The 23728-nt window shown below is 72.6% G+C and carries 20 protein-coding genes; 15 read left to right on the top strand and 5 right to left on the bottom strand.

What is annotated here, in order from left to right; genetic code table 11:
- Positions 1-71 precede the first annotated feature (71 nt).
- From MWU57_RS08995 to MWU57_RS09005, 3 genes are all read left to right on the top strand, one after another.
- Positions 72-1100 carry a 3-oxoacyl-[acyl-carrier-protein] synthase III C-terminal domain-containing protein gene (locus MWU57_RS08995; RefSeq protein WP_246908842.1) on the top strand — a complete coding sequence of 343 codons (1029 nt, stop codon included), beginning with the start codon at positions 72-74 and terminating at the stop codon, positions 1098-1100.
- A gap of 137 nt (positions 1101-1237) precedes the next feature.
- Complete coding sequence (locus MWU57_RS09000) at positions 1238-2593, top strand: Gfo/Idh/MocA family protein (protein WP_246908843.1); 1356 nt, start codon at positions 1238-1240, stop codon at positions 2591-2593.
- A gap of 167 nt (positions 2594-2760) precedes the next feature.
- Positions 2761-4137 carry a Gfo/Idh/MocA family protein gene (locus MWU57_RS09005; RefSeq protein WP_246908844.1) on the top strand — a complete coding sequence of 459 codons (1377 nt, stop codon included), beginning with the start codon at positions 2761-2763 and terminating at the stop codon, positions 4135-4137.
- Positions 4138-4226: 89 nt separating this feature from the next.
- Here MWU57_RS09005 and MWU57_RS09010 read toward each other — a convergent pair whose 3' ends face one another.
- A complete protein-coding gene (locus MWU57_RS09010) occupies positions 4227-5372 on the bottom strand; it encodes a Gfo/Idh/MocA family protein (protein WP_246908845.1) in 1146 nt (381 codons plus the stop codon).
- A 28-nt stretch (positions 5373-5400) separates the two neighbouring features.
- Positions 5401-7368 (bottom strand): DUF6807 family protein, encoded by a 1968-nt coding sequence (locus MWU57_RS09015; protein ID WP_281495478.1) that lies wholly within the window; start codon positions 7366-7368, stop codon positions 5401-5403.
- Between the two features lie 250 nt (positions 7369-7618).
- Between MWU57_RS09015 and MWU57_RS09020 the strand changes: the two genes are divergently transcribed.
- From MWU57_RS09020 to MWU57_RS09050, 7 genes are all read left to right on the top strand, one after another.
- On the top strand, positions 7619-8542 hold the full coding sequence (locus tag MWU57_RS09020) for a carbohydrate ABC transporter permease (protein WP_106264865.1): 924 nt from the start codon (positions 7619-7621) through the stop codon (positions 8540-8542).
- Complete coding sequence (locus MWU57_RS09025) at positions 8535-9488, top strand: carbohydrate ABC transporter permease (RefSeq protein WP_106264867.1); 954 nt, start codon at positions 8535-8537, stop codon at positions 9486-9488. Before MWU57_RS09020 ends, MWU57_RS09025 begins: the two co-directional genes overlap by 8 nt.
- Before the next feature lie 81 nt (positions 9489-9569).
- Positions 9570-10910 (top strand): ABC transporter substrate-binding protein, encoded by a 1341-nt coding sequence (locus MWU57_RS09030; RefSeq protein ID WP_246908847.1) that lies wholly within the window; start codon positions 9570-9572, stop codon positions 10908-10910.
- Between the two features lie 145 nt (positions 10911-11055).
- Positions 11056-12654, top strand: a complete 1599-nt coding sequence (locus MWU57_RS09035) for a UxaA family hydrolase (protein ID WP_246908848.1) — start codon at positions 11056-11058, stop codon at positions 12652-12654.
- A gap of 90 nt (positions 12655-12744) precedes the next feature.
- A complete protein-coding gene (locus MWU57_RS09040; protein ID WP_246908849.1) occupies positions 12745-14379 on the top strand; it encodes an MFS transporter in 1635 nt (544 codons plus the stop codon).
- Entirely contained in the window at positions 14366-15988 is a 1623-nt protein-coding gene (locus MWU57_RS09045; RefSeq protein ID WP_246908850.1) for an amidohydrolase, read from the top strand. Before MWU57_RS09040 ends, MWU57_RS09045 begins: the two co-directional genes overlap by 14 nt.
- Positions 15985-17526: an MFS transporter gene (locus tag MWU57_RS09050; RefSeq protein ID WP_246908851.1), complete on the top strand. Its 1542-nt coding sequence runs from the start codon at positions 15985-15987 to the stop codon at positions 17524-17526. Before MWU57_RS09045 ends, MWU57_RS09050 begins: the two co-directional genes overlap by 4 nt.
- 41 nt (positions 17527-17567) lie before the next feature.
- Here MWU57_RS09050 and MWU57_RS09055 read toward each other — a convergent pair whose 3' ends face one another.
- Positions 17568-17852: a hypothetical protein gene (locus MWU57_RS09055; RefSeq protein WP_106264877.1), complete on the bottom strand. Its 285-nt coding sequence runs from the start codon at positions 17850-17852 to the stop codon at positions 17568-17570.
- Positions 17853-18058: 206 nt separating this feature from the next.
- On the opposite strand from MWU57_RS09055, the gene MWU57_RS18385 reads away from it, so the two are divergent.
- From MWU57_RS18385 to MWU57_RS09080, 5 genes are all read left to right on the top strand, one after another.
- Complete coding sequence (locus MWU57_RS18385) at positions 18059-19372, top strand: cytochrome P450 (protein WP_246908852.1); 1314 nt, start codon at positions 18059-18061, stop codon at positions 19370-19372.
- Positions 19369-19806 (top strand): DUF6098 family protein, encoded by a 438-nt coding sequence (locus MWU57_RS09065; RefSeq protein WP_106264881.1) that lies wholly within the window; start codon positions 19369-19371, stop codon positions 19804-19806. Before MWU57_RS18385 ends, MWU57_RS09065 begins: the two co-directional genes overlap by 4 nt.
- Before the next feature lie 42 nt (positions 19807-19848).
- Positions 19849-20910: an L-glyceraldehyde 3-phosphate reductase gene (mgrA, locus tag MWU57_RS09070; RefSeq protein WP_106264883.1), complete on the top strand. Its 1062-nt coding sequence runs from the start codon at positions 19849-19851 to the stop codon at positions 20908-20910.
- A 112-nt stretch (positions 20911-21022) separates the two neighbouring features.
- Positions 21023-21883: a PfkB family carbohydrate kinase gene (locus tag MWU57_RS09075; protein WP_246908853.1), complete on the top strand. Its 861-nt coding sequence runs from the start codon at positions 21023-21025 to the stop codon at positions 21881-21883.
- A complete protein-coding gene (locus MWU57_RS09080) occupies positions 21880-22506 on the top strand; it encodes a nucleoside/nucleotide kinase family protein (RefSeq protein ID WP_246908854.1) in 627 nt (208 codons plus the stop codon). Before MWU57_RS09075 ends, MWU57_RS09080 begins: the two co-directional genes overlap by 4 nt.
- 40 nt (positions 22507-22546) lie before the next feature.
- Here the strand turns inward: MWU57_RS09080 and MWU57_RS09085 are convergent, their stop codons facing one another.
- On the bottom strand, positions 22547-22732 hold the full coding sequence (locus tag MWU57_RS09085) for a hypothetical protein (RefSeq protein ID WP_125206482.1): 186 nt from the start codon (positions 22730-22732) through the stop codon (positions 22547-22549).
- 311 nt (positions 22733-23043) lie between these two features.
- Positions 23044-23517: an Lrp/AsnC family transcriptional regulator gene (locus MWU57_RS09090; protein ID WP_106264886.1), complete on the bottom strand. Its 474-nt coding sequence runs from the start codon at positions 23515-23517 to the stop codon at positions 23044-23046.
- Positions 23518-23728 lie beyond the last annotated feature (211 nt).

Genomic DNA, 23728 nt, shown 5'->3' on the forward strand with positions numbered 1-23728 from the left:
CGCGTCCCATCCGGGACGCGGGGCCGTCCTGCTGCCGTCGTCGCCCGCCGTCGCGTGGAATGATCGGTGACATGCTCACGCTGCCCGCCGGTGCTGCCGGCTCCCGCATCGTCGGCCTCGGGCACCACCAGCCCGCCCAGGTCATGACGAACGACGACATCGCCCAGCGCGTCGAGACGAACGACGAGTGGATCCGGTCCCGGACCGGGATCGTCACCCGCCACGTCGCCGCCGACGACGTCACGGTCGCGGACATGGCGACCGCTGCGGCCGAGCACGCGCTCGCCGACGCCGGGGTGGCGAGCGACGACGTCGACCTGATCGTCGTCGCCACGGCCACGGCTGCTGATCGCTCGCCCAACACGGCCGGGAGGGTGGCGTACGCGCTGCGCACCGGCGTGCAGCCCGGGGCGAGCACGCCGGAGGGCGAGGAGGAGCCGGACCTGCGCGACGTCGTCGGGCCCGGCGTCGTCGACGTCAACACCGCCTGCTCGGGGTTCGCCTACGCGGTGGGCCTGGCCGACCAGGCGATCCGTGCGGGGACCTCGCGCACCGCCGTCGTCATCGGCTCGGAGAAGCTCACCGCCGTCACCGACTGGACCGACCGGTCCACCTGCATCCTCACGGCCGACGGCGCGGGTGCGGTGGTGCTGCAGGCGGCGGACGAGCCCGCCGTCGGCCCCGTGGTGTGGGGCTCGGAGCCCGAGATCACGCCCGCCGTGCGCATCGAGGCGCCGGACGGGCGGTTCGCGCAGGACGGCCGGGCGGTGTTCAAGTGGGCGATCACGCGGGCGGCGGACCGGGCCCGCCGGGTGGTCGAGGCGTCCGGGCTGGGCCTGGACGACATCGAGGTGCTGGTGGCGCACCAGGCGAACCTGCGGATCATCGAGCCGCTCGCCAAGTCGCTGGGACTCGAGGACCGCGTGGTGGTCACCGACATCACGGAGTCGGGGAACACCTCGGCGGCGTCGATCCCGCTGGGCATGTCCAAGTGGTGGCACGCCGGGAGGCTGCCGGCGGGCGCGCCCGCGCTGCTGTTCGGGTTCGGGGGCGGGTTCACGTGGGCCGGCCAGGTGGTGCTCACCCCCACCGCGAGGTAGTACCCCGCACGCCGAGGTAGCGCCGCCCTCGCCGAGGTAGTACCTCGCCCGGCGAGGTAGCAAGGGCGGCCCCGGGACCTCGTCGGGTAGAGTGTGGGAAACCGCTTTCTGTCACCGGAAGACACAGGAGTCCGACGTTGCCCTCCACCACCTCCGACCGCCTCCGCTACGCCGTCGTCGGCACCGGGCACCGCGCCGGGATGTACGTCTCGGCCCTCGTCGACGCGCACGCCGACACCGGCGAGATCGTCGCGTGGGTCGAGCCCAACCCGGTCCGGGCCGCCGTGCACGAGGCCCGGGTCGCCGCCGCGGTGGGCGGCGAGCGCCCCGTCTACGGCCCGGACGACCTCGAGAAGGCCGTCGCGGAGCAGCAGGTCGACCGCGTCATCGTCACGAGCATCGACAACACCCACGCCGACCTGGTCTCCCGCGCGCTGCGGGCGGGCGCCGACGTCGTCGTCGAGAAGCCGATCGCCGCCACCGCCGAGGAGGCTCGGCGGATCACCGACGCCGTCGCCGAGACGGGCCGCGACCTGACGATGACGTTCAACTACCGGTACTCGCCCCGCAACTCCGCGCTGCGCGAGGTCATCGCCTCGGGCGAGATCGGCACCGTCCTGTCCGTCCACTTCGACTGGGCGCTGGACACCGTGCACGGAGCGGACTACTTCCGCCGGTGGCACCGCGAGAAGGTCAACAACGGCGGGCTGCTGGTGCACAAGTCGAGCCACCACTTCGACCTGGTCAACTGGTGGATCGACGACGTCCCGACCCGCGTCTTCGCGAGCGGCGGACGCCGGTTCTACGGCGACGACGCCGCGCACTCGCGCGGGTACGAACCCACCGCCGGCGAGAGGACGCTCAACGACCGGGGCGTCGACCCGTGGGCCCTGGACCTGGAGAAGGACCCGTACCTGAGCGAGCTGTACGGCCCGGAGGCGCAGGCGCACGACGGCTACGTGCGCAACAGGTCGGTGTTCGACGCCGGCATCACCACCGAGGACACCCTCGGCCTGGTCGTGGAGTACGCGGGCGGGGCGATGCTCACGTACTCGCTCACCGCGGCGGCGCCGTGGGAGGGGTACCGCGTGGTGGTGAACGGCTCGCGCGGGCGTGCCGAGCTGGAGGTCGTCGAGCGCGGCTCCGTGGTCTTCGGCGAGGACGGCCGGGCGATCCTCGATCCGAGCTTCACGGACGCGTTCACGGACGACGAGGTGCGGCCGGCCGGCGAGCGCCTGCTGGTGCAGAAGCACTGGGAGCGTGCGGAGGAGCGCCAGATCGTGGCGCTCGGCGCCGGCGGGCACGGCGGTGGTGACGCGCTGCTGCTCAGCGACGTGTTCGTGGGCCGCGACGACGCCGACCCGCTGGGCCGGGCGGCGGGGTTCCTCGACGGGCTGCGGGCGTCCGGGGTCGGCTACGCGGGGAACCGGTCGCTGGAGTCCGGCGAACCGGTGCGCCTGGCCGACCTGGGCCTCGGCGTCGACCTCACCTGACCCACCGCGAGCGCCGGCCCACGAGCGCTTGCCCACGAGCGCCGGGCCCCCGCCGTGGGGAGGCGATCGACGGCTGTCCACCGATCGAGAGCCGTGGATCTCCTGCCCGCGGTGGGGGTACGGTAGGGGGGAAAGCGCTTCCCGCTTATCGAACCAGGAGATCGACGATGACGTCCGCCACCTTCGCCGCCACCGCCGGACCGGGCCCGGCCGCCGGAACTGCCGCGCCGCCGGACGGGTCACCGACGGCCCGGCGACGCTACGCCGTCATCGGCACCGGACACCGCGCGCGGCTCTACGTCGACGCGATGACGGACGCGCACGCCGACGTCGCCGAGCTCGTCGCGCTGTGCGACACCAACCCGCACCGGCTCGCCTTCCACACCGACCGGGCGCGTGCCGGTGGTGCCGCACCGGCCCGCTACGCCGCGCAGGACGTCGACCGCATGCTCGACGACGTGCGCCCCGACGTCGTCGTGGTCACCTCGCCCGACCGGACGCACGCCGCCCACGTGGCCGCGGCGCTGCACCACGGCGCCGACGTCGTCGTCGAGAAGCCGCTGACCATCGACGCCGAGGGGATGTACACCATCCTCGACGCCGCGCGCAGCAGCGGCCGCGAGGTCACCGTGGCGCACAACTACCGGTACGCGCCGCAGAACGCCGCGCTGCGCCAGGTCGTGGCGGAGGGCCGGGTCGGCGACGTCGTCTCGGTGCACTTCGAGTGGCTGGTCGACACGGCGCACGGCGCCGACTATTTCCGCCGGTGGCACCGGGACAAGTCGGCCTCCGGCGGCCTGCTCGTGCACAAGGCCAGCCACCACTTCGACCTGGTCAACTGGTGGACGCAGGACGTCCCCGAGTCCGTGTACGTCCGCGGTGGCCTGCGCTTCTACGGCGAGGCGGCCGGCGACGGCGGGTCGCGCTACGCGCTCGACCTCACCTCCGACCCGGAGCTGCGTGCGCTCTACCACGACGCCGCGCACGCCGACGGCTACCGGCGCGACCAGGACCCGTTCGGGCCGGGCGCCACGATCGAGGACACCCTCAGCGTGCTCGTCGGCTACCGCTCCGGCGCGTCCATGACGTACGCGCTCACGGCGCACAGCCCGTGGGAGGGCTATCGCGTCGCGATCAACGGCACGCGGGGCCGCGCAGAGCTGGACGTGGTCGAGCGGTGCCACACCACGCCGGGCCTGCCGGGTACCCGGCACGACGACGGCGCACCGGCCGACGACGGCACGTCACCGTGCTGCACGGCGCGCCGGGCCGGAGGGCGGCTCGTCGTCCAGCAGCACTGGGGGCGCGCCGTGGAGGTGCCGCTGGCCGGTGCGGAGGGTCACGTCGAGGGCGACGAGGCGATGCTGCGCGACGTGCTGCGCGGCCACCTGCCGTCGTCGGCCGGTGGTCCCGCGGACGATCCGCTGGAGCGGCGTGCCGGGGTGCGCGACGGCCTGCGCTCGGTCGCCGTGGGCGTGGCGGGCAACCGGTCGTTGGCCACCGGCCAGGTGGTGCCGGTGGCCAGCCTCGGCATCTCGCTGTAGCTGCCGAACGTCCAGGTTCGGACCGGTATGCGCCTCATACCGGTCCGAACCTGGACGTTCGGCGTGCTCGGCGTGCTCGGGTCGGCGCGTCAGGCCCAGGGTGCGCCGAGCTCGGCGAACGTCTGCTGCGTGCGGGCCACCTGCTCGCACCACGACTCGACGTCGCGGACCACCGGGCGCCGGGCGTCGCCGGTGCCCACCCAGGTGACCGCGTCGTCGGGCACGGTGCGCGGGTCGGGTCCGGTGCGCACCGCCTCGAGCACCCGCATGAACGCCCCGGTGTCCCGCACGTCGCAGAACAGCTTGCGCTCCGGGTCGCCGGCGGCCCGGACGTCGAGCAGGTCGTCCAGCAGCGGGGTGCGGCCGTACGTCTTGTCCATCGTGACGCGGCCGCTGCGGAGCACCAGCCGGTCGTGCTCGTACTCGAGCTCGATCTCGCCCTGCGTGCCGAGCACCAGCACGTGCGCCGTGCCCCGCTCGGACGCGCACAGCGTCAGCCCGAACCCGTACCGGGTCCCGTCGGCCGCCGTCACCCGCACGGCGGAGGTGTCGTCGGACTCGATGGGGTTGGCGCGGTACAGGTCCGTGTCCACCCACGCGACGTCCTCGGCCCGCGTCACGCCGCCGATGCGCAGCGTGGTGGCCACCGCGTGCGCCAGCGGGTTCGTCACGACGCCGTCGACGACGTCGCGGCCGTCCAGCCGTCGTCGCCCTGCCCAGGGCGCGCGGTCCCAGTACGCGGCGTCGCGCACCCAGGTCCCGACGGCGCCGTAGCCGACGACGTCGCCGATCTCGCCGCGGGCCACGAGCTCCGCGACGGCGTCCAGCGCGTGCGAGCCGAACGTCTGGAACCCGACCTGGCACAGCCGTCCCGTGCGGTCGCTGATCGCGACGAGCTCGGTGAGCTCGGCGAGCGACGCCGTCGTCGGCTTCTCCAGCAGCACGTCCATGCCCGCCTCCATCGCGGCCTTGGCCAGCGGCAGGTGCGTGGGGATGGGGGTGCAGAGGACCACGACGTCGGGTCGGACGTCCGGGTCGGGGCAGGACAGGAGGTCGCCGAGGGTCGGGAACCAGGCGGTCCCGGTGCCGTGCGCCGTGTGGCCCGCGGCGGGCTCGCGCGGGTCGACGACGGCGCACAGCCGCGCCCGTCCGGCGCGGCCGAGATCGAGCGCGTGCTCGACGTGCTTCTCGCCGTGTCCGTGGATGCCGACGACGGCGATGCGAACGTTCGTCATGGAGCTCTCCGTGGGTGGGTGGTGGTCGTCAGCGCAGGCCGGCGGCGAGCGCGGCCGCCTCGCCGGCGTCGAGCTCCCGGTCGACGAGCGCGGCGACGACGCCGGTCTCGACGGTGCCGCCGGCCGGGACGTGGAGCGGCGTGTCCCAGGCCAGGGCGGGGCAGGCCCCCGGGTACTCCTCCGACCGGAGGAACCAGTGGCGCGCGGGCGAGGTCTGGGTGAGCACCGTCGTCGTGGTGCGCTCGCCGCCGCGCGCGTCCCGGTGCCGTTGGACGAAGGCCACCCACGGCGACGTCGACCCGTGCGCCCGGTCCTGACCGTCGCCGTCGGCCGACAGCACCCGGGTGGACTCCGCGATCGGCAGCCGCCAGAACACCCCGCCGTAGCCGGCGCCGGGGCGGCCGTTCGTGGCGGGGGAGCGGATCTCCAGCGGGCCGTGCGCGGCGTGCAGCGTGGAGCGCCACTCGAGGGCCCAGCCGTCCTGGAGGAGCCGGGCGCCGATGCGGCGGCGCTCGTCGAGCTGGGGCTCGCCGTGCTCGTCCGTCCACACGACGCTGTCGAGCAGCAGGTTCGGCGACAGGGGGTCGATGACGGTGCCGGTCGACGTCTGCCGGCCGTGGTTCGGCAGCAGCGTGGGGCCGACGTCGGTCACGAAGGTGCGGCCGCCCCAGTGGCTGGTGCCGTTGACGTCGGCGACGGCGAGGCTCACCCCGTAGTGGTGCCGGTGGTCGACCGGCCCCGACTCGGTGAGGGGGACCCCGGCCAGCGAGTGGACCGGGTGCAGGTAGGGCCGCGGCGAGTGGATCGAGGGTAGCCCCGCGCCCGACTCGTAGCGGGAGAGGGCCACGTGGTCGGCGCTGCGGCGCAGCACCGGCACCCCGTTCTCCAGGGCCCACGCGGGCGCCTGCTCGGCGTCCCCCGCGGGGGAGTCGTGCGGTGCCGGGGCCGCCGGCGTCTCGGCCGGCGTCTCGGCGCGGGCGGCGGTGCGCGGGACCGGCCCGGTGCTCGCCCGCACCTCGAGCCGGACGCCGAATCGCGTCGCCTCGGCGACGCTCGCGGTGTTGTCGATCACGGCGTGCAGTTCCCTCCAGGCATGCCGTCCCAGCTCTTCCTGGGGGACGGCGACGGTGGTCAGTCCCGGCGTGGCGTACCGGGCGAGCTCGATGTCGTCGAAGCCGGCCACGGAGATGTCCGTGGGCACGGCCACGCCCGCCTCGTTGAGGGCTGCGAGCAGCCCGAACGAGACGAGGTCGTTGAAGGCGACGGCGGCGGTGACGCGGCTGGCGAGCACGGCCGGTGCCGCGGCGTGACCCGCCGCGATGTCGGAGCCCGCCGTGAGCTCGACGACATCCAGGTCGGGGTGGCGCTCGCAGCAGAGCGTGAGGCCGCGCCGTCGGGCACCGTCCGAGACGGACGCCGCCGGGCCGGCGAGGTAGGCGATGCGGCGGTGCCCCAGCTCGACGAGGTGCTCGACGACCTGGACGGTCGCGTCGGCGTAGTCCACGACCAGGCTGGGTGCTCCGCCGGCCACCTCCCGGTTGATGACGACGGCGGGGCTCACCTCCGGCAGCAGCGCGTCCAGCGCGGCGTCGGGCATCCGCGGCGAGACGAGGATGAGCGCGTCGCAGCGGTGGCGGGCCTCGCGGGCGATCGCCGCCTCGGAGCTCGGGTCCTCGGCCGAGTCCGCGACGAGCACGCGGTAGCCGTCCTCCCCGGCGGCCGACGAGACGCCGCCGAGGATCTGCTGGAACACGGGGTTGCCGAGGTCGGGGACCACCAGCGCGACCGTCGTCGTCCGCCCCAGCGACAGGCTGCGTGCCACGTTGCTCGGCCGATAGCTCAGCTCGATCGCGGCCTCCTGCACGCGGGCGGAGATCGTGGGGTCGACCGTGCTGCGGCCGTTCATCACACGCGACACCGTCGCACGGGAGACGCCGGCCGCTCTCGCGACATCGGCGATCGTCACCGCGGGACGGCGTGTCTTCGCGCCGGGCATCTTTGCCTCCGTCCTCGCATCACGCGTGGATCACGCGTGGATCACGATCTGGTTACCGCCGACGCCCTGACGCGGGGTCGGTCCAGGAGATGACGGTACACCATGGGAAACCGGTTCCTCCTGTGGTACCTTCCTCAGCAGCAACCGGTTTCCCGGTCTGGAGCAGCCGCTCCGGCCGGCGACCGCGATCGACGACGATCAGGAGGACGACGATGGTGTCCACCACGGCACAGCACGGGGAGGTGCGACCGTGTCCGTGATTCAAGAGGTCGCCAAGACCCGTGGTGCGAGCCGCGAGCTGCGGAAGGGCGACGGCAAGGCTGCCGCGATCTTCCTCGCTCCCTGGTTCCTGGGACTCGGGCTGATCACGGCCTTTCCTCTGCTCGCCTCGCTGTACCTGTCGTTCACCGACTACAGCCTGCTCGAGGCGCCGAGCTGGATCGGGCTCGAGAACTACCAGCGGATGTTCGAGGACCCCCGCTGGCTCCAGTCGCTGAGCGTGACGCTGCGCTACGTGCTGATCTCCGTGCCGCTGCAGCTCATGGCAGCCCTCGCGCTGGCGATGGTGCTGGACCGCGGCCTGCGGGGCCTGGCCATCTACCGGTCGGTCTACTACCTGCCCTCGCTGCTCGGCAGCTCGGTCGCCATCGCGCTGCTGTGGCGCCAGGTGTTCGGCGCGGACGGCCTGGTGAACCAGGTCCTGGGGTACTTCGGCATCCAGGGCTACGGCTGGGTCTCGCACCCGGACTACGCGCTGGGGACGCTGATGATCCTCAACGTGTGGACGTTCGGCGCGCCGATGATCATCTTCCTCGCCGGCCTGCGGCAGATCCCGGCCATGTACTACGAGGCCGCGTCGATCGACGGCGCGTCCAAGGTGCGGCAGTTCTTCAACATCACGATCCCGCTGCTGAGCCCGATCATCTTCTTCAACCTGGTGCTCCAGCTCATCGGGGCGTTCCAGTCGTTCACCCAGGCGTTCATCGTCTCGGGCGGCACCGGCGGACCGGTCGACTCGACGCTCTTCTACACGCTGTACCTGTACCAGAACGGCTTCAAGTCGTTCGACATGGGGTACGCCTCGGCGATGGCCTGGTTCCTGCTCCTCATCGTCGCCGGCATGACCGCCGTCAACTTCCTCGCCTCCAAGTACTGGGTCTTCTACGATGACTGACACGCCCGTGCGCCCCGACGCACCCACCCAGACGACGACGAAGCCGCCCGTGCGGGAACGCCGGTCGCTGTCCGAGGTCGCCGCCCAGGTCCCCGACGCCCCGCGCCGACGCACGGTCGGTCCGCAGGTCCGCAGGGTCCTCAAGCACGTGCTGCTGATCGGCTTCGGTCTGATCATGCTCTACCCGCTGCTGTGGATGCTCTCCAGCTCGTTCAAGCCCAACGAGATCATCTTCCGGGACCCGAGCCTCATCCCCAGCGCGATCGACCTCTCGAACTACGGCGAGGGCTGGAACGCGCTGCTGCACCCGTTCCACCACTACCTGCTCAACTCGGCGATCATCGTGCTGGGCTCCGTGGTGGGAAACCTGGTCTCGTGCTCGATGGCGGCCTACGCGTTCGCCCGGCTGAAGTTCCGCGGCCGGCCGATCTGGTTCGCCATCATGCTGATGACGATCATGCTGCCGATCCACGTGATCATCGTGCCGCAGTACATCCTGTTCTCCGAGCTGCAGTGGATCAACACGTTCCTGCCGCTGATCGTCCCGAAGCTGCTGGCCACGGACGCGTTCTTCATCTTCCTCATGGTGCAGTTCTTCCGCGGGCTGCCGAAGGAGCTGGACGAGGCCGCGCGTCTGGACGGCTGCGGGCACGGCCGCATCTTCCTGCAGATCATGCTGCCGCTGTCGCTGCCGGCGCTGGCCACGACGGCGATCTTCACCTTCATCTGGACGTGGAACGACTTCTTCAGCCAGCTGATCTTCCTGACCCGGCCCGACATGTACACGGTGCCCATCGCGCTGCGGACGTTCATCGACGCCACGAGCAACAGCTCGTGGGGCCCGCTCTTCGCGATGTCGATCGTGTCCCTGATCCCGGTCTTCATCGTCTTCCTCTTCGGCCAGAAGTACCTGGTCAAGGGGATCGCCACGACAGGCATCAAGTAACCGCTCCGACGAGGTCCCGACGGCGGGACCTCCTGCTAGATGACAACGACGACGTTTCGTCACGCACACCCAAGGAGAATCATGCGAGCAACGACCACTCGACGTGGACGGACCCGCGCCGCCTTCATCGCCATGACGGCGGCCGGTGCCATGGCGCTGGGCGCCTGCGGCAGCGGCTCGAGCGGCGGTCCCGGATCCGACAGCACCCAGGCCGAGGAGGGCGGCGAGGGCGACGGCGTCGAGATCCGCTTCTCGTGGTGGGGCTCGGACGACCGCCACCAGACCACGCAGGAGATCATCGACCTGTTCGAGGAGAAGAACCCGGGCATCACGGTGGTCCCGGACTACACCGACTGGGGCGGCTACTGGGACAAGCTGGCCACGTCGACGGCCGGCGGCGACACCCCGGACGTCATCACCCACGAGGAGCGCTTCATCGCCGACTACGCCAACCGCGGCGTGCTCGCGGACCTCGAGTCCCTCGACATCGACACCTCCGAGATGCAGGACACCGTGATCGACGGCGGGCGCGTCGACGGCACGCTCTACGGCCTGGCCACCGGCGTCAACGCCTACGCGATGATGGCCGACCCGCAGATCTTCGCCGACGCCGGCGTCGAGGTGCCGGACGACACGACCTGGACGTGGGAGGACTTCGTCGCCGTCTCGGGCGAGCTCTCGAAGGCGGCCGGCGACGGCGTCTACGGCACCCAGGACATCGGCTTCAACGAGGCCGGCCTGAGCATCCTCGCGCGGCAGAAGGGCCAGAACCTCTACAACGAGGACGGCTCGCTCGGTGTCGACGCCGAGACCGTGTCGCAGTTCTTCCAGATCGGGCTCGACCTGCAGGAGAACGGCGGCGCCCCGGACGGCAGCCGCACCGTGGAGATCCAGAACGCCGGGCCGGAGGGCTCGCTGCTGGGCACCAACGCCGGCGGCATGGGCGTGTGGTGGTCCAACCAGCTCGGCGCGCTGAGCTCGGCGTCGGGCCACGACCTCGAGCTGCTCCGCATGCCCGGCGAGACGGAGTACGAGCGGACCGGCATGTACTTCAAGCCGGCCATGTTCTACTCGGTCTCCGCGACCACCGAGCACCCGGAGGAGTCGGCCATGTTCGTCGACTTCCTGCTCAACGACCCGGAGGTGGCCGCGCTGCAGCTCACCGACCGCGGTCTGCCGTCGAACCTGTCGGTGCGTGAGTCCATCCTCGGCGACCTCGAGGCCGCGGACGCCAAGGTCGCCGACTTCATGGCCGACCTCGAGGACGAGATCGTCGACGGCCCTCCGGTGCCGCCGAACGGTGCCGGCGACGTCCAGGACATCATGATCCGACTCAACTCCGAGGTGCTCTTCGGCTCCATGACCCCGGACGAGGCCGCCGAGGCGTTCCTCTCCGAGGTCGAGGCAGCGACATCGAACTGAGCCACCTCGGTCCCGAGCTGATGCCTCAGCTCACCTGACCCGAAGGGTGCGGGGCCGCCGACCGGAACCTCCGGCGGCCCCGTGCCCGACGGACCCAGCCCTGCCGGCCGGCGGGGCTGTCGCCGTGTCGAGGACGGAAGACCCGATGAACGACCTGCTCGTGCTCCGCCAGGGCGACGACGTCGCCGTCGCCACCCGCGACCTCACGCCCGACGACCGCGCCGTCGCACCCGACGGGAGCGCCGTCGTCGTCCGCGGTGCCGTGCCGCGCGGCCACAAGGTCGCGCTGCGGGCCGTCGCATCCGGGGCACCGGTGCACAAGTACGGCCAGGTCATCGGGGTCGCGACGGCGGACATCGCCGTGGGCGACCACGTGCACGCGCACAACCTGGGGTTCGACCCGGGCGAGCGCGAGGCGCCGCTCGGCGGCACCCACACCGAGCTGACGGTGCCCGACGGCGTCCCGCGGCCGACGTTCCGCGGCTACAGGCGCGCGGACGGCCGGGTGGGGACCCGCAACTACCTGGCGATCCTCACGAGCGTGAACTGCTCGGCGACGACGGCGAAGATGATCGCGGAGCAGTTCCGCGGCGCGGCCCTCGACGAGTTCGAGCACGTGGACGGCGTCATCGCCCTGACCCACACGTCCGGGTGCGGGCTCGTGCCCGACTCCGAGGGCGGTCAGATGCTGCTGCGGACCCTGCGCGGGTACGCCGCGAACCCCAACGTCGCGGGCGTGCTGGTCCTCGGCCTGGGCTGCGAGATGGTGCCCGGGGCGGCGCTGTCCGCGCGCTCCGGCTCCGTCGCCGACCTCGGCATGCCGGGCGTCGGTGCCCCGGACGACACCGCCGGCGCGGGGCTGCTGGCCGCGATCCCGGAGGACACCGTGGTGCGGTCGATGACCATCCAGGAGACCGGGGGAGTGCGCGCCTCGGTGCGGGCCGGCGTCGAGGCGGTGCGAGCGATGCTGCCCGCGGTGAACGCCCGCCGGCGCACCGAGTGCGACGTCTCCGAGCTGGTCCTGGGGTTGGAGTGCGGCGGCTCCGACGGCTACTCCGGGATCACCGCGAACCCGGCGCTCGGCTGGGCCTCGGACCGGATCGTCGCCTACGGGGGGACGTCCGTGCTCGCCGAGACGCCCGAGGTCTACGGGGCCGAGCACCTGCTCACCGCGCGGGCGACCTCCCCGGGCGTCGCGAAGAAGCTGCTGGACCGGATCGACTGGTGGCGCGACTACGTGGCGGCGGGTCAGGGCACCCTGGACAACAACCCCTCGCCGGGCAACAAGGCGGGCGGCCTGACGACGATCCTCGAGAAGTCGCTCGGCGCCGTGGCCAAGGGCGGCACGGCCGACCTGACGGCCGTGTACGAGTACGCGGAGCAGATCACCGACCGCGGCTTCACCTTCATGGACACCCCGGGCTACGACCCCGTGTCCGTGACGGGGATGGTGGCGGGTGGCGCGAACGTCGTCGTGTTCACCACCGGGCGCGGCTCGGTGTTCGGCTGCCAGCCGACGCCCTCGATCAAGGTCGCCACGAACACCCCGATGTACGACCGGATGGCCGAGGACATGGACGTCAACGCCGGGCGCATCGTGGACGGCACCGCGACGGTGGAGGATGTCGGCGAAGAGATCCTGGCGAAGATCCTCGCGGTCGCGTCCGGCGAGCAGTCGGTGAGCGAGGAGCTGGGCATCGGCGCGGAGGAGTTCATCCCCTGGCACGTCGGCGCGGTGACCTGACGCCGCGTCGCTTCCGGGTGCGGTTCTATGCCGGGGCTCGTACCTTGTTGCTGGCGACCCGCCGGAGGTCGCCCCCGACCGGGAGGCGCGATGAGCACCGAGGTCAGAGCGAGCAGGACGAAGGGGACGACGGCGGCGCTCGTCGCACTGACGGCGGCCTCGTGCCTCCAGGTGGTCGACCCGACGGCGAACAACATCGCGATCGTGGGGGCGAGCGTCGACCTCGACATGTCGAGCTCCGCCCGCGCCTTCGCGGCGAGCGTGGGGACGCTCTCGTTGGCGGCCTTCATCCTCACGACCGGAGCGCTGGGCGACCGCCTGGGCCGTCGGCGGATCATGCTGCTCGGCCTGCTGACCGCGATCGCGGGCGGCGTCGTCACGGCGATCGCGCCGACCACGGCGATCTTCATGCTGGGACGCGGCATCACGGGCATCGGGATCGCGGCGTCGTTCGGCCTGAGCTTCGCCCTGCTGCGCGAGGTCCTGCCCGGCCAGATCCCGAAGGCCGTCGCCTTCTGGCTCGCGGGCCAGACGGCTGCTGCGCTGGTGCTCGGCGTGGTCGCGGGCTGGATGGCGGGCTTCGGCTGGCGCTTCGGGTACCTCACGATGCCCTTGGTCGCGCTCATCGCCTTCGCGATGTGCCTGCGCGGGCTGTCGGAGGCCAGGTCGGACGACGTCGGCCCGTTCGACTACGTCGGCCTCGGGTCGATCGCCGTCGCCCTGATCGGGCTGATCTACGGCCTGTCGAACGCGGCGAGCTATGGCTGGACGTCGGCCCAGGTGCTCGTCCCCGTGCTGGCGGGCCTCGTGTTCCTCGCGCTGTTCATCTGGTGGGAGGCACGGATCCCCTACCCGGCGTTCCCGGTGAAGCTCTTCAAGGACCCGGAGCTGTCCGGGTCGGTCGCCGTCGGCTTCTCGTTCAACATGTGGCAGGCCGTGGTGATGATCCAGCTGTCCATGCTGTGGCAGTACGTCTACCGGTACGAGCCGCTGCAGGTCAGCCTCGGCCAGCTCCCCATGAGCCTGGCGATGGTCATCGGCGCCGTGATCGCCGGGCGGCTGCTGTCCAAGGGCATCCCTGCGTCGGTGAACCTCCTCGTGGGGCACGCGCTCCTCATCGGCACGATGGTGATGTTCGGGTTCTCGACCACCACGTCGCCCTACATCTTCTTCGCGATCCCGATGATCGTCGGCGGGTTCGCCCGCATGCTCAACGAGACCACCATGGGCCAGTTCTTCGTGGCGAAGCCGCCACCCGCCCTGACCGGTGCCATGGCGTCGTCGAAGACGGCGATCGGGCAGACGAGCTTCGCGCTCGGGACCGCGCTGTCCTCGACCTTCCTGTTCGGCCAGTACGGGCGCGGCATCGCCGAGGCGTTCGCCGAAGCCAACGTGGAGCCGGCGCAGCAAGGTCAGTACACCGGGATGATCCAGCAGTACGTCTCCGGCGGGGACATGTCGGACTACGACCCGGAGGTCGTCCAGCAGGTCGTGGACCAGGCGTCCGAGGTGTTCGTCGGCTCCTTCAACACCACGATGTTCATCATCGCGGGGTTCCTGACCTTCTTCGCGATCATCTCGACCGTCCTCTTCGCCAGGGCGAACCGGATGCGCAAAGCGGGCACGTTGGTCGACGGCCCCCTGACCGTGGACGGCCGCCCGGCCGCGCTGACACCGCCGCACGACACCACACCACCCGGGAGTGAGCACCGTGAGCGCACCTGACCTCGTCCTCGTCGGCGGGACCGTCCTGACGGTCGACGCCGTCGACACCGTCGCCGAGGCGGTCGCCGTGACCGGCGGCCGCATCAGCGCCGTCGGCAGCACGGCCGAGATCCGCGCGCTGGCCGACGGTGGCACGGAGGTGGTCGAGCTCGACGGCCGCACCGTCGTGCCCGGGTTCGTCGACCCGCACAGCCACGTGTCGATGGGCGCGCCGTACATCAGGCACGCCGCCCTGCACACCCCGCCGGTGGGCACCGTCCGGACGGTGGCCGACCTGCTGCACGCGCTGCACGAGAACCTCGCGCAGAACGCCACCCCGGCGGGCGGGCTGCTGCTGGGCTGGGGCTACTACCCGGACGAGATGGACGACGGCGGGGCGGTCACCGCGGAGATCCTCGACCGCGAGTTCCCCGACCACCGCGTCGCCATCGTGCACGTGTCGGGGCACGGCGGCGTCGTCAACACCCGGATCCTGGCCGAGCGCGGCTACACCGACGGGTGCGCCGATCCCGAGGGCGGCACGATCGTCCGCCACCCCGGGACGGACCGGCCCAACGGCGTGCTCTGGGAGAACGCGTGGATGCCGCTGGTGTTCGGCATGCTCGACACGGACGACGACGCGCTGCTGGCGATGCTGCACGAGTACGCCCGCTGGGGCGTGACCACGGTGCAGGACGGCGCCGCGACCGTGGAGCAGGTCGAGGCGATCCGCGCGCTCGCCGACGGCCCGGGCCTGCCGGTCGACGTGCGCTCGCTGGTGCTGTTCAGCGAGCTCGGCGAGGCCGTCGAGCAGGGCTGGTTCGGGGCGGACAAGGTGACGTCGAACGGGCACACCGTCCAGGGCGTCAAGCTCATTCTGGACGGTTCGCCGCAGGGCAAGACCGCGCACGTCACCGAGGAGTACCTCACGGGCGGCCCGGGTGGTGAGCAGCACTGGCACGGGCTGGCGGTCCTCACCCAGGAACAGTCGGACGGGATCGTCGCCGCGGCGTACGAGCACGGCATCCAGGTCTTCGCGCACTGCAACGGGGACGCCGCCATCGACCAGCTCCTGGCGTCGCACCGGGCGGCGAAGGCTGCCGGCGCCACACCTCCGGGACGTACCGTGCCGATCCACTCGCAGGTGATGCGGCTCGACCAGCTCGACGAGTACGTGGCCGAGGGCTTCGAGCCGTCGATGTTCACCATCCACTGCCTGATCTTCGGCGACACGCACCTCCGCAACTTCGGCCAGGACCGCGCCTTCGGCATCTCCCCGATGCGTGCCGCGATCGACAGGGGCCTGCGACCGACCAATCACTCGGACTACCCGATCACGCCCATCAACCCGCTGCAGCTGCTGTGGACGTCGGTGACGCGGCGCTCCACCGGTGGCGTGGTGCTGGGCGAGGACCAGCGGATCACGCCGGCCGAGGGACTGCGCAGCCTGACGATCGACGCCGCCTACGAGCACCGCTGCGAGGACGACCGCGGCTCGGTGGAGGTCGGCAAGCTCGCCGACCTGGTCGTCCTCGACGCGAACCCGGTCGACGTCGACGTGGACGCGATCAAGGACATCGGCGTCGTGCGGACGGTCAAGCGTGGGGTCACCGTGTACGAGGCGACGTGAGCGCCACCTCGGGGACACCGCGCCGCCCGGTGGTCGACGGTCCGCCCGACGGCGTGGCGCGCCGGCCGGGGATGGCGATCTTCGCGCTGACGGTCGCGGGCGTCGCGCAGGCCACCGACGTCTCGCTGCACAACACGGCGTTGGCCTCCGCGGCGGCGGAGCTCGGGATGTCCGCGACACAGCGGTCGGTCGCCGCGTCGGTGGGGACGCTGGCGCTGGCCGCGTCGATCCTGGCGATCGGGACGGTCGGGGACCGGTACGGCCGGCGTCTGACGCTGATGTGGTGCGCCGCCGCGCTCGTCGTGGGCGGCGTCGTGACGGCGGCGGCGCCGGGCTACGGCCTGTACCTGACCGGTCGCGTGGTCACCGGCGTCGGCCTGGCCGGCACGCTGGCGCTGTCGATCGCGCTCATCCGCACGGTGGCCCCGGACCGTGTCCCGTGGGCCATGTCGATGTACTTCACCGGCCAGGTCGGGTTCACGCTGCCGCTGACGATCCTGGGCGGCTGGCTGATCGGCGAGAACTGGCGGCTGGGCTACCTCGTGGTGCCCGTCGTCGGTGCGGTCGCCCTGGTGCTGAACAAGGTGTACGTGCCGCGGTCGCGGGCGGTGCACCGCAGCAAGGCGGACCCGGTGGGGCTGGTCCTCGTCGCGGTCGCGCTGGTCGGGATCATCTGGGGCGTGAGCGACGCCGCGCACGGATGGTTGTCGGTGCGGGTGCTGGTGCCCGTGCTGGTGGGGCTGGTCGCCCTCCTGGCCTTCCTGTGGTGGGAGACGCACCACGACGAGCCCGCCCTGCCGGTCAAGCTGTTCGCGAACCGCTCCCTGGCGGGCGCGCTGACGGCGGACGTGTCGTTCAACATGTGGCAGGCCGTCATGGTGCTCCAGCTCTCCCTGCTGTGGCAGTACCTGTACGCCTACACACCGCTGGACGTCACGGTGGGACAGCTCCCGGCCACGCTGGCGATGATCCTCGGGGCGTTCGCGGCCGGTCGGTTGGCCGCCCGCGGACGCCGGCCCCAGCAGCTGGTGCTGATCGGTCTCGCCGGGGTGGCGGTCGCCATGTACCTGCTCGCCGTCGCCGGGGCGTCCACGCCGTACTGGGTGTTCGGCATCGCCCTGGCCGTGGGCGGGTTCTCCCGCATGCTCACCGAGACCGCCGCCGGCGAGTTCTTCGTCGAGGTGCCACCGCCGGACCTGGTCGGCGCCACGGTGGCCAGCAAGCCCGCCATCGGGCAGGCGTCGTTCGCCCTCGGCTCGGCCCTGAGCTCGACCCTGCTCTACGCGGGCATCGGCCGGGACCTGCCCGACCGGCTCGCCGACCTGGGTCTCACGCCGTCCCAGCAGGGGCAGGTGGTCGGATGGTTCGCCGACGGCACCGTGCCGGCCTGGGCGCGGGACAACGACCTGTTCGACCAGGTGGTCGCGGCATCGCAGGACGCCTACGTCGACGCCTACCGCACCACGATGCTCGTCTTCGCCGTCGTCTTCACCCTCCTGTGGGTGGTCGCCTGGCGGTTCCTGCGCCGGACGTCCTGATCGCTCCTCGCCGTCCGGACCTCAGCGGTCGGCGGGTGCCCTCAGCCGCCGTGCCCCCACCCGGCAGCCAGCGAGAACAGCACGACGCCGAGGGCCACCACACCGGTCATCGCGCCGACCAGGCCGCGAGCGGTACCGGGCCTCCCGTCGCGCTCGGCGACGTGGATGGCGAACGAGCCGAGCGCGACCGACGCGACGGCCAGCGGGGCCGCCACCCATTCGCCGATGACGGGGACGACGGCGCAGGCCAGCCCGGCCAGCCCGAGCGCCAGTGACCACTCGGCCGACCGCGGCGTGCCGGGTCGCGTCGTGCCGCCGTCGTCCATGCCGCGCCCTCCGCCTCGTCCCGTCGGTGCTGTCGGCACGTCCGTGCCCGCCTCGGCCCGCCTCAGCCGACGTGCCGGCGCGGGACACGGCGATCGTACCCAGGCGGGCCCGGTCACCGTGTTGCGTGCTCACGGCTTCCTGGCAGCGTCGGTCCCGGGTCCAGCAACGGCCCTGTGGTGATCGGCCGTGTCGGGAAGGGGTGCTCGTGAGCGGAGAACCGGTGGACCTGTCGGTGGCGGAGACCGCCTCCGTGCTGCGGTCGGTGATCGCGCCGTTCGTCGCGCAGGGCGCGATCGTCCGTCGACCCCGGGCGACCGCCTGGGCGGAGCGGCACCAGACGGACCGCGGGGCGCGCGAGGTGCTCGCCGCGCTGCGCGCCCGGTACGACGGCGCACCGCTCTCGATGCGCCTCGGCCCGCGCCGCATGGTGGTCGTCACGCGTCCCGACCAGGTGCGGCGGCTCCTGCAGGGCTCGCCCGACCCCTACTCGCCCGCCTCGCTGGAGAAGCGCGGGGCCTTGAAGCACTTCCAGCCCGACGGCGTCCTCGTCTCCGGGCACGACGAGCGCCGCGTGCGCCGGCCCCTCAACGAGGCCGCCCTCGACGCCGACCAGGCGGTCCACCGCAACGGGCGGACCGTCGTCGACACGGTGGAGCGGGGGGCCCGCGAGCTGGAGAACCAGGTCCGTGCCACCGGCGGTCTCGACGCCCAGCAGTTCGCCCGCACCTGGTGGTCGATGGTGCTGGAGATCGTGTTCGGCGAGCGTGCGCGGGACGACCTCGGGCTCGTCGACCTGCTGGACCGGCTCAAGCGCGACGCGAACTGGTCGGGGCTGCACCCCCGCCGGACCCGGCGACGGGCAGAGCTTGAGCAGCGGATCGCGACGCACGTGCGGGAGGCCGCACCCGACTCGCTCGCCGGCGTCGGCCGGGAGGTCGACGCCGGAGCGGTGGCCGGCCAGGTGCCGCACTGGCTGTTCGCCTTCGACGCCGCGGCCGCGACCACGCTGCGCGCCCTGGCGGTCGCCACGGCCCGCCAGGAGGTCCGCGAGCGCCTCCGGGACGAGCTGGCCTCCGCAGATCCCGAGGGCCCGCCGGCCGTGCTGCCCTACGCCCGTGCGTGCGCGCTGGAGGCGGTGCGGCTGTGGCCGACCACGTTCGCCGTCCTGCGCGACTCGGTGCGGGCCACCGACTGGGACGGGCGGACGCTGCCGGCGGGGACGGGCTTCGTGGTGGTGAGCTCGTTCTTCCACCGTGATCCCCAGCGGCTCGACGTCGCGGACCGCTTCGTTCCCGAGGTGTGGCTCGACGGTCGCGCGGACGAGGACTGGGGGCTGGTGCCGTTCAGCGGTGGCCCGGCCTCCTGCCCCGGGCGCAACCTGGTGCTGCTGGTGACCTCCCACCTGCTCGTGCGGCTGGCCGGGCTCGACCTGCGGGTGCAGCGGGCGCGGTACCTGGCGGACGACCCGGTGCCCGCGACGGTCGATCACCTCGGCGTGGTCTTCAGGGGCCGACGATGACCGTCGAGGTACCCCGGGCGCTCGCCGACGTCCCCCGCCTGCGGACGCTGGCCGAGGTGGTCGAGCTGGTCGGCACGGTGTCCCCGGTCTACGTCCGGTTCAGCGCGGGACCGGAGGTGGACGCCACGTCGGTGAGCCGCGACCACGAGAGCGGCTGCCTGCTGCCGGGGCTGAGCACCAACCCGCTGGACCCGGAGCCGTGGTGGGACCGGCCGCTCGAGCACTGGGTGGCGCGCCAGCTGTCCCAGTACGCCCATCACATGACGCAGGACCGCTTCCCGTGGGTGCTCACCGGGGAGGTCACCGGACGCGGACCGGACTGCGAGCCGCTCCTGGTCGACACCGTCCCCGTGGCCTCGATCGCCCCCGCGGCGATCCACGAGGCCCGGGACGTGTACCGGCGCGTGTTCGACGTCGGCGACGACGGCACGTGAGGCGGGCGTCCGCCGTGCCGTCCGGCGTGCCAGGATGACGGCATGCCTCTCGCACCTCGCTACCTGGCCGACGACGCACGTTACGACGCGATGACCTATCGGCGCACCGGTCGCTCCGGGCTCGACCTGCCGGCGCTGTCGCTCGGCCTGTGGCACAACTTCGGCCACGTCAACCCGCTGGAGACGCAGCGCGCCATCCTGTGCCGCGCGTTCGACCTCGGCGTGACGCACTTCGACCTGGCGAACAACTACGGCCCGCCGTACGGCTCGGCGGAGGAGAACTTCGGGCGGCACCTCGCCACGGACCTGCGCCCGTACCGCGACGAGCTGGTGATCTCCACCAAGGCGGGCTACGACATGTGGCCCGGCCCGTACGGCGACCACGGCTCGCGCAAGTACCTGCTGTCCTCGCTGGACCAGTCGCTGACGCGGATGGGGCTCGACTACGTCGACATCTTCTACCACCACCGCCCCGACCCCTCCACGCCGCTCGAGGAGACGATGGGCGCGCTCGCCTCCGCCGTCGCGCAGGGCAAGGCGCTGTACGTCGGCGTGTCCAACTACTCGCCGGCGCGCACGCGGGAGGCGGCCCGGATCCTGGCGGACCTCGGCACCCCGATGCTGATCCACCAGCCCAGCTACTCGATGTTCAACCGGCACATCGAGGACCCCGAGCGTGAGGACCCCTACGACGGCCGGCAGAGCGAGTCGTTGCTCGACGCCGTCGGAGACCTGGGCGTGGGCACCATCGTGTTCTCCCCGCTGCAGCAAGGGCTGCTGACCGGGCGTTACCTGTCGGGCGAGGCGCCGGCCGGCTCGCGGGCGGCGCGGTCGGACTCGCCGTTCCTGTCCAGCGACGCCCTGAGCGAGACCTACCTCGAGCGGGCGCGGGCGCTGAACGAGATCGCCGCCGGGCGCGGGCAGAGCCTCGCGCAGCTCGCGCTCTCCTGGGTGCTGCGCGACGCGCGCGTGACCTCGGCGCTGATCGGCGCCTCGTCGGTGGCGCAGCTCGAGGACAACCTCGCGGCGCTCGACGCCGGGCCGCTCACCGAGGACGAGATCGCAGCGATCGAGCCGCACGCCGTCGACGGCACCGGCCGCTGACGGCCCCGACCACTGACATCAGCGTTGTGGGCGTGATTTATGGCCCGTTCTGCCCGCTAAGACCGGTTTGGAACACCAGAAATCGCGCCCACAACGCTCTGGAGGGGGAGAGATGCACACCTGCTGGTTCGTCGGCCTGACGACGCTCGACGTCGTGCACCGTGCCGACGCGCGTCCGGGGCGGGACGAGAAGGTGACGGCCGTGCGTCAGGACGTCGCCGCGGGTGGCCCCGCCGCCAACGCCGCCGTGACCGCCGCCGCGCTGGGGATGCGCGCCGTCCTGGTCACCGCGCTCGGCGACGGCCCGGTCGCGATGGCCGCCCGCAGCGACCTGGCCGCGCACGGCGTCGAGGTGCACGACGTCGTCGGCGGCCAGGCCTTCCCGCTCGCCGTCTCGGCGGTCCTGGTCGACGACGCCACGGGGGAGCGGTCCGTCGTCTCGGCGGACGCCGCGCTCGCCGACGCCCCCGCACCGGTGAACCTGCCGCAGCTCCCCACGCCCGACGTCGTCCTGCTCGACGGGCACCACCCGGCGATCGCCCGCGCCGTCGTCGACCACCTCGACGGAGCCTCCTCGCGCCCGCCGGTGGTCCTGGACGCCGGACGGTGGCGAGACGTCTTCGCCGACCTCCTCCCGGCCGCGGACGTCGCCGCGCTGTCCGCGGACTTCACCGTCCCCGGGCACGACGACGGCGCGTCGGGCGCGCGGACGCTCGGCGCGGGCGCCGTCGTGGTCACCCACGGTGGGGGCCCGGTCGAGTGGTCCCACCACGCCGGCTCCGGCACGGTGGACGTCCCCGGGGTCGAGGTGCGCGACACGCTCGGCGCGGGCGACGCCTTCCACGGGGCGCTGGTCGCGGCGCTCGCCGCCGGTGAGTCCTTGCCGGAGGCCTGCACCACGGCCGCGCGGGTGGCGACCACGCGGGTGCAGCATGTCGGCCCGCGCGCCTGGCTCGCGGAGCTGTCCCGGTGAGCACGACGGCGGAGCTCGTCGCGCGCGCCCGGGGTCTGGCCGTGCCCGGGCGGCGGGCCGTCCTGGGGATCGTCGGGGCGCCCGGCTCGGGCAAGTCGACGCTCGCTCTCGCGGTGGCCGAGGAGCTCGGGCCGGACCTGGCCGCGTGCGTCGGGATGGACGGGTTCCACCTGTCGAACGCGGTGCTGGCCGCGCACGGGACCCGGCACCGCAAGGGGGCGATCGACACCTTCGACGACGCCGGGTACGCGGCGCTCGTCGCGCGGCTCGCCGACGCCCGGCCCGGCGACCCGCCCGTCTACGCGCCCGTGTTCCGGCGCGAGATCGAGGAGCCGGTCGCCGCGGGCGTCGAGGTGCCCGCCGACGTGCCGCTCGTGGTCACCGAGGGGAACTACCTGCTGGCGCCGTCGGGCGCGTGGCCTGCCGCGCGAGCCCGCATGGCGGAGGTCTGGTACGTCGACGTGCCCGACGACGTCCGGCTGACCCGGCTGGAGGCGCGGCACCGGGCGTTCGGCAAGAGCGCCGAGGAGGCCCGTCGCTGGGCGCGCGGCTCCGACCAGGTCAACGCGGAGCTCATCGCGGGGACGCGCGGCGCGGCGGACCTGGTGGTCGGGCTCTCCTGACGGCGCGGCGCGGGACCGGACCCTTCCCGGCGTCGGCGTTCTACTCTCTGACGTTCAGCTTGAGCCGCTCGGCCATGCCTTCGCGGTCATACCGGTTTGCCAGAATCCGCCGGGCGATGACGAACTCGAGCCAGAAGGCCGGCGGCGCTGCCACGAACCAGACCAAGGCATCGGTGAACCACAGCACGACGAGGCCGATGCCAACGACGAGGGCGAGTGCGCTCATCAACCATCTGAGCTGCCCAGGACGTGCCCGCTCCAGAACCCCAGGGCCCCACCACCGGTCGCAGTAGTAGACGAGTCCAGGCGTCACACTGACAGCGCTGACCACGAGGAAGATGGCTGTACCGGCAACAGACCCGAAGACCGCTGCCATCGATCCGCTGGCCGGGACCAACCAGACCGCCGGCCCGTAGCGTCCCCAGACCGACCGGTGGCGGGACGTGCGGCCGGTACGCGGATGCATGATGCACTCCTCTGTCGCGCGGTCATCGGTCTGGAGAGGCGAGCTCGTCGGTCGACCAGGGAGCAGGCCCGCTACAGCCCGCGGCGGAGCTTCTCCACCAGCGGCTGGATCCGGTAGGGCACCAGCTCGCCCATCGACAGGGCCGTCTCGGTGCGCTGCACGCCGTCGATGCGCAGGATGGCGGCGTCGATGCGGAACAGGTGGTCGGTGTCGCGGCAGACGACGTGCACGCGCAGGTCCGCGACGCCGCTGTGGCCGTAGGCCTGGACGACCTCGGGGATCTCGGCGAGCTCGGTGACGATCCGGGCCAGCTCCTGCTGGTGCACGGTGACCTCGATGAACGCGGTCAGCGGGTGCCCGAGCACGGCCGGGTCGATGCAGCGGTCGAACTCGCGGAACGCGCCGGCCTGCTCCAGGCGGGTCAGCCGAGCGGCCACGGTGTTGCGGGAGATGCCCAGCCGCTGGGCGAGGGCGACCGTCGTCGCGCGCGGGTCCTGCGAGAGGGCCCTCAGCAGTGCGAGGTCCACGGCGTCGATGCTGTGCACCCGCCCAGCCTATCCGCCGACACGCTCGGTTCTCGTTCGGCAGTTGCGGTCTCGTTCGGCAGCTTGAACTGCCGAACGAGACCGGAACTGCCGAACGGCAGCCGGCCCGCACGGACCGCGCCCGTTTGAGCACTCTGCTCGACCCGGCACCGTGCGGCAGAGCACGTTGCTCAGCCCGCCCGACGGCGGTGGTGCGGTGTGACCCCGCAGC

Source organism: Isoptericola sp. S6320L, assembly GCF_023015685.1.
GTDB lineage: Bacteria > Actinomycetota > Actinomycetes > Actinomycetales > Cellulomonadaceae > Isoptericola > Isoptericola halotolerans_A.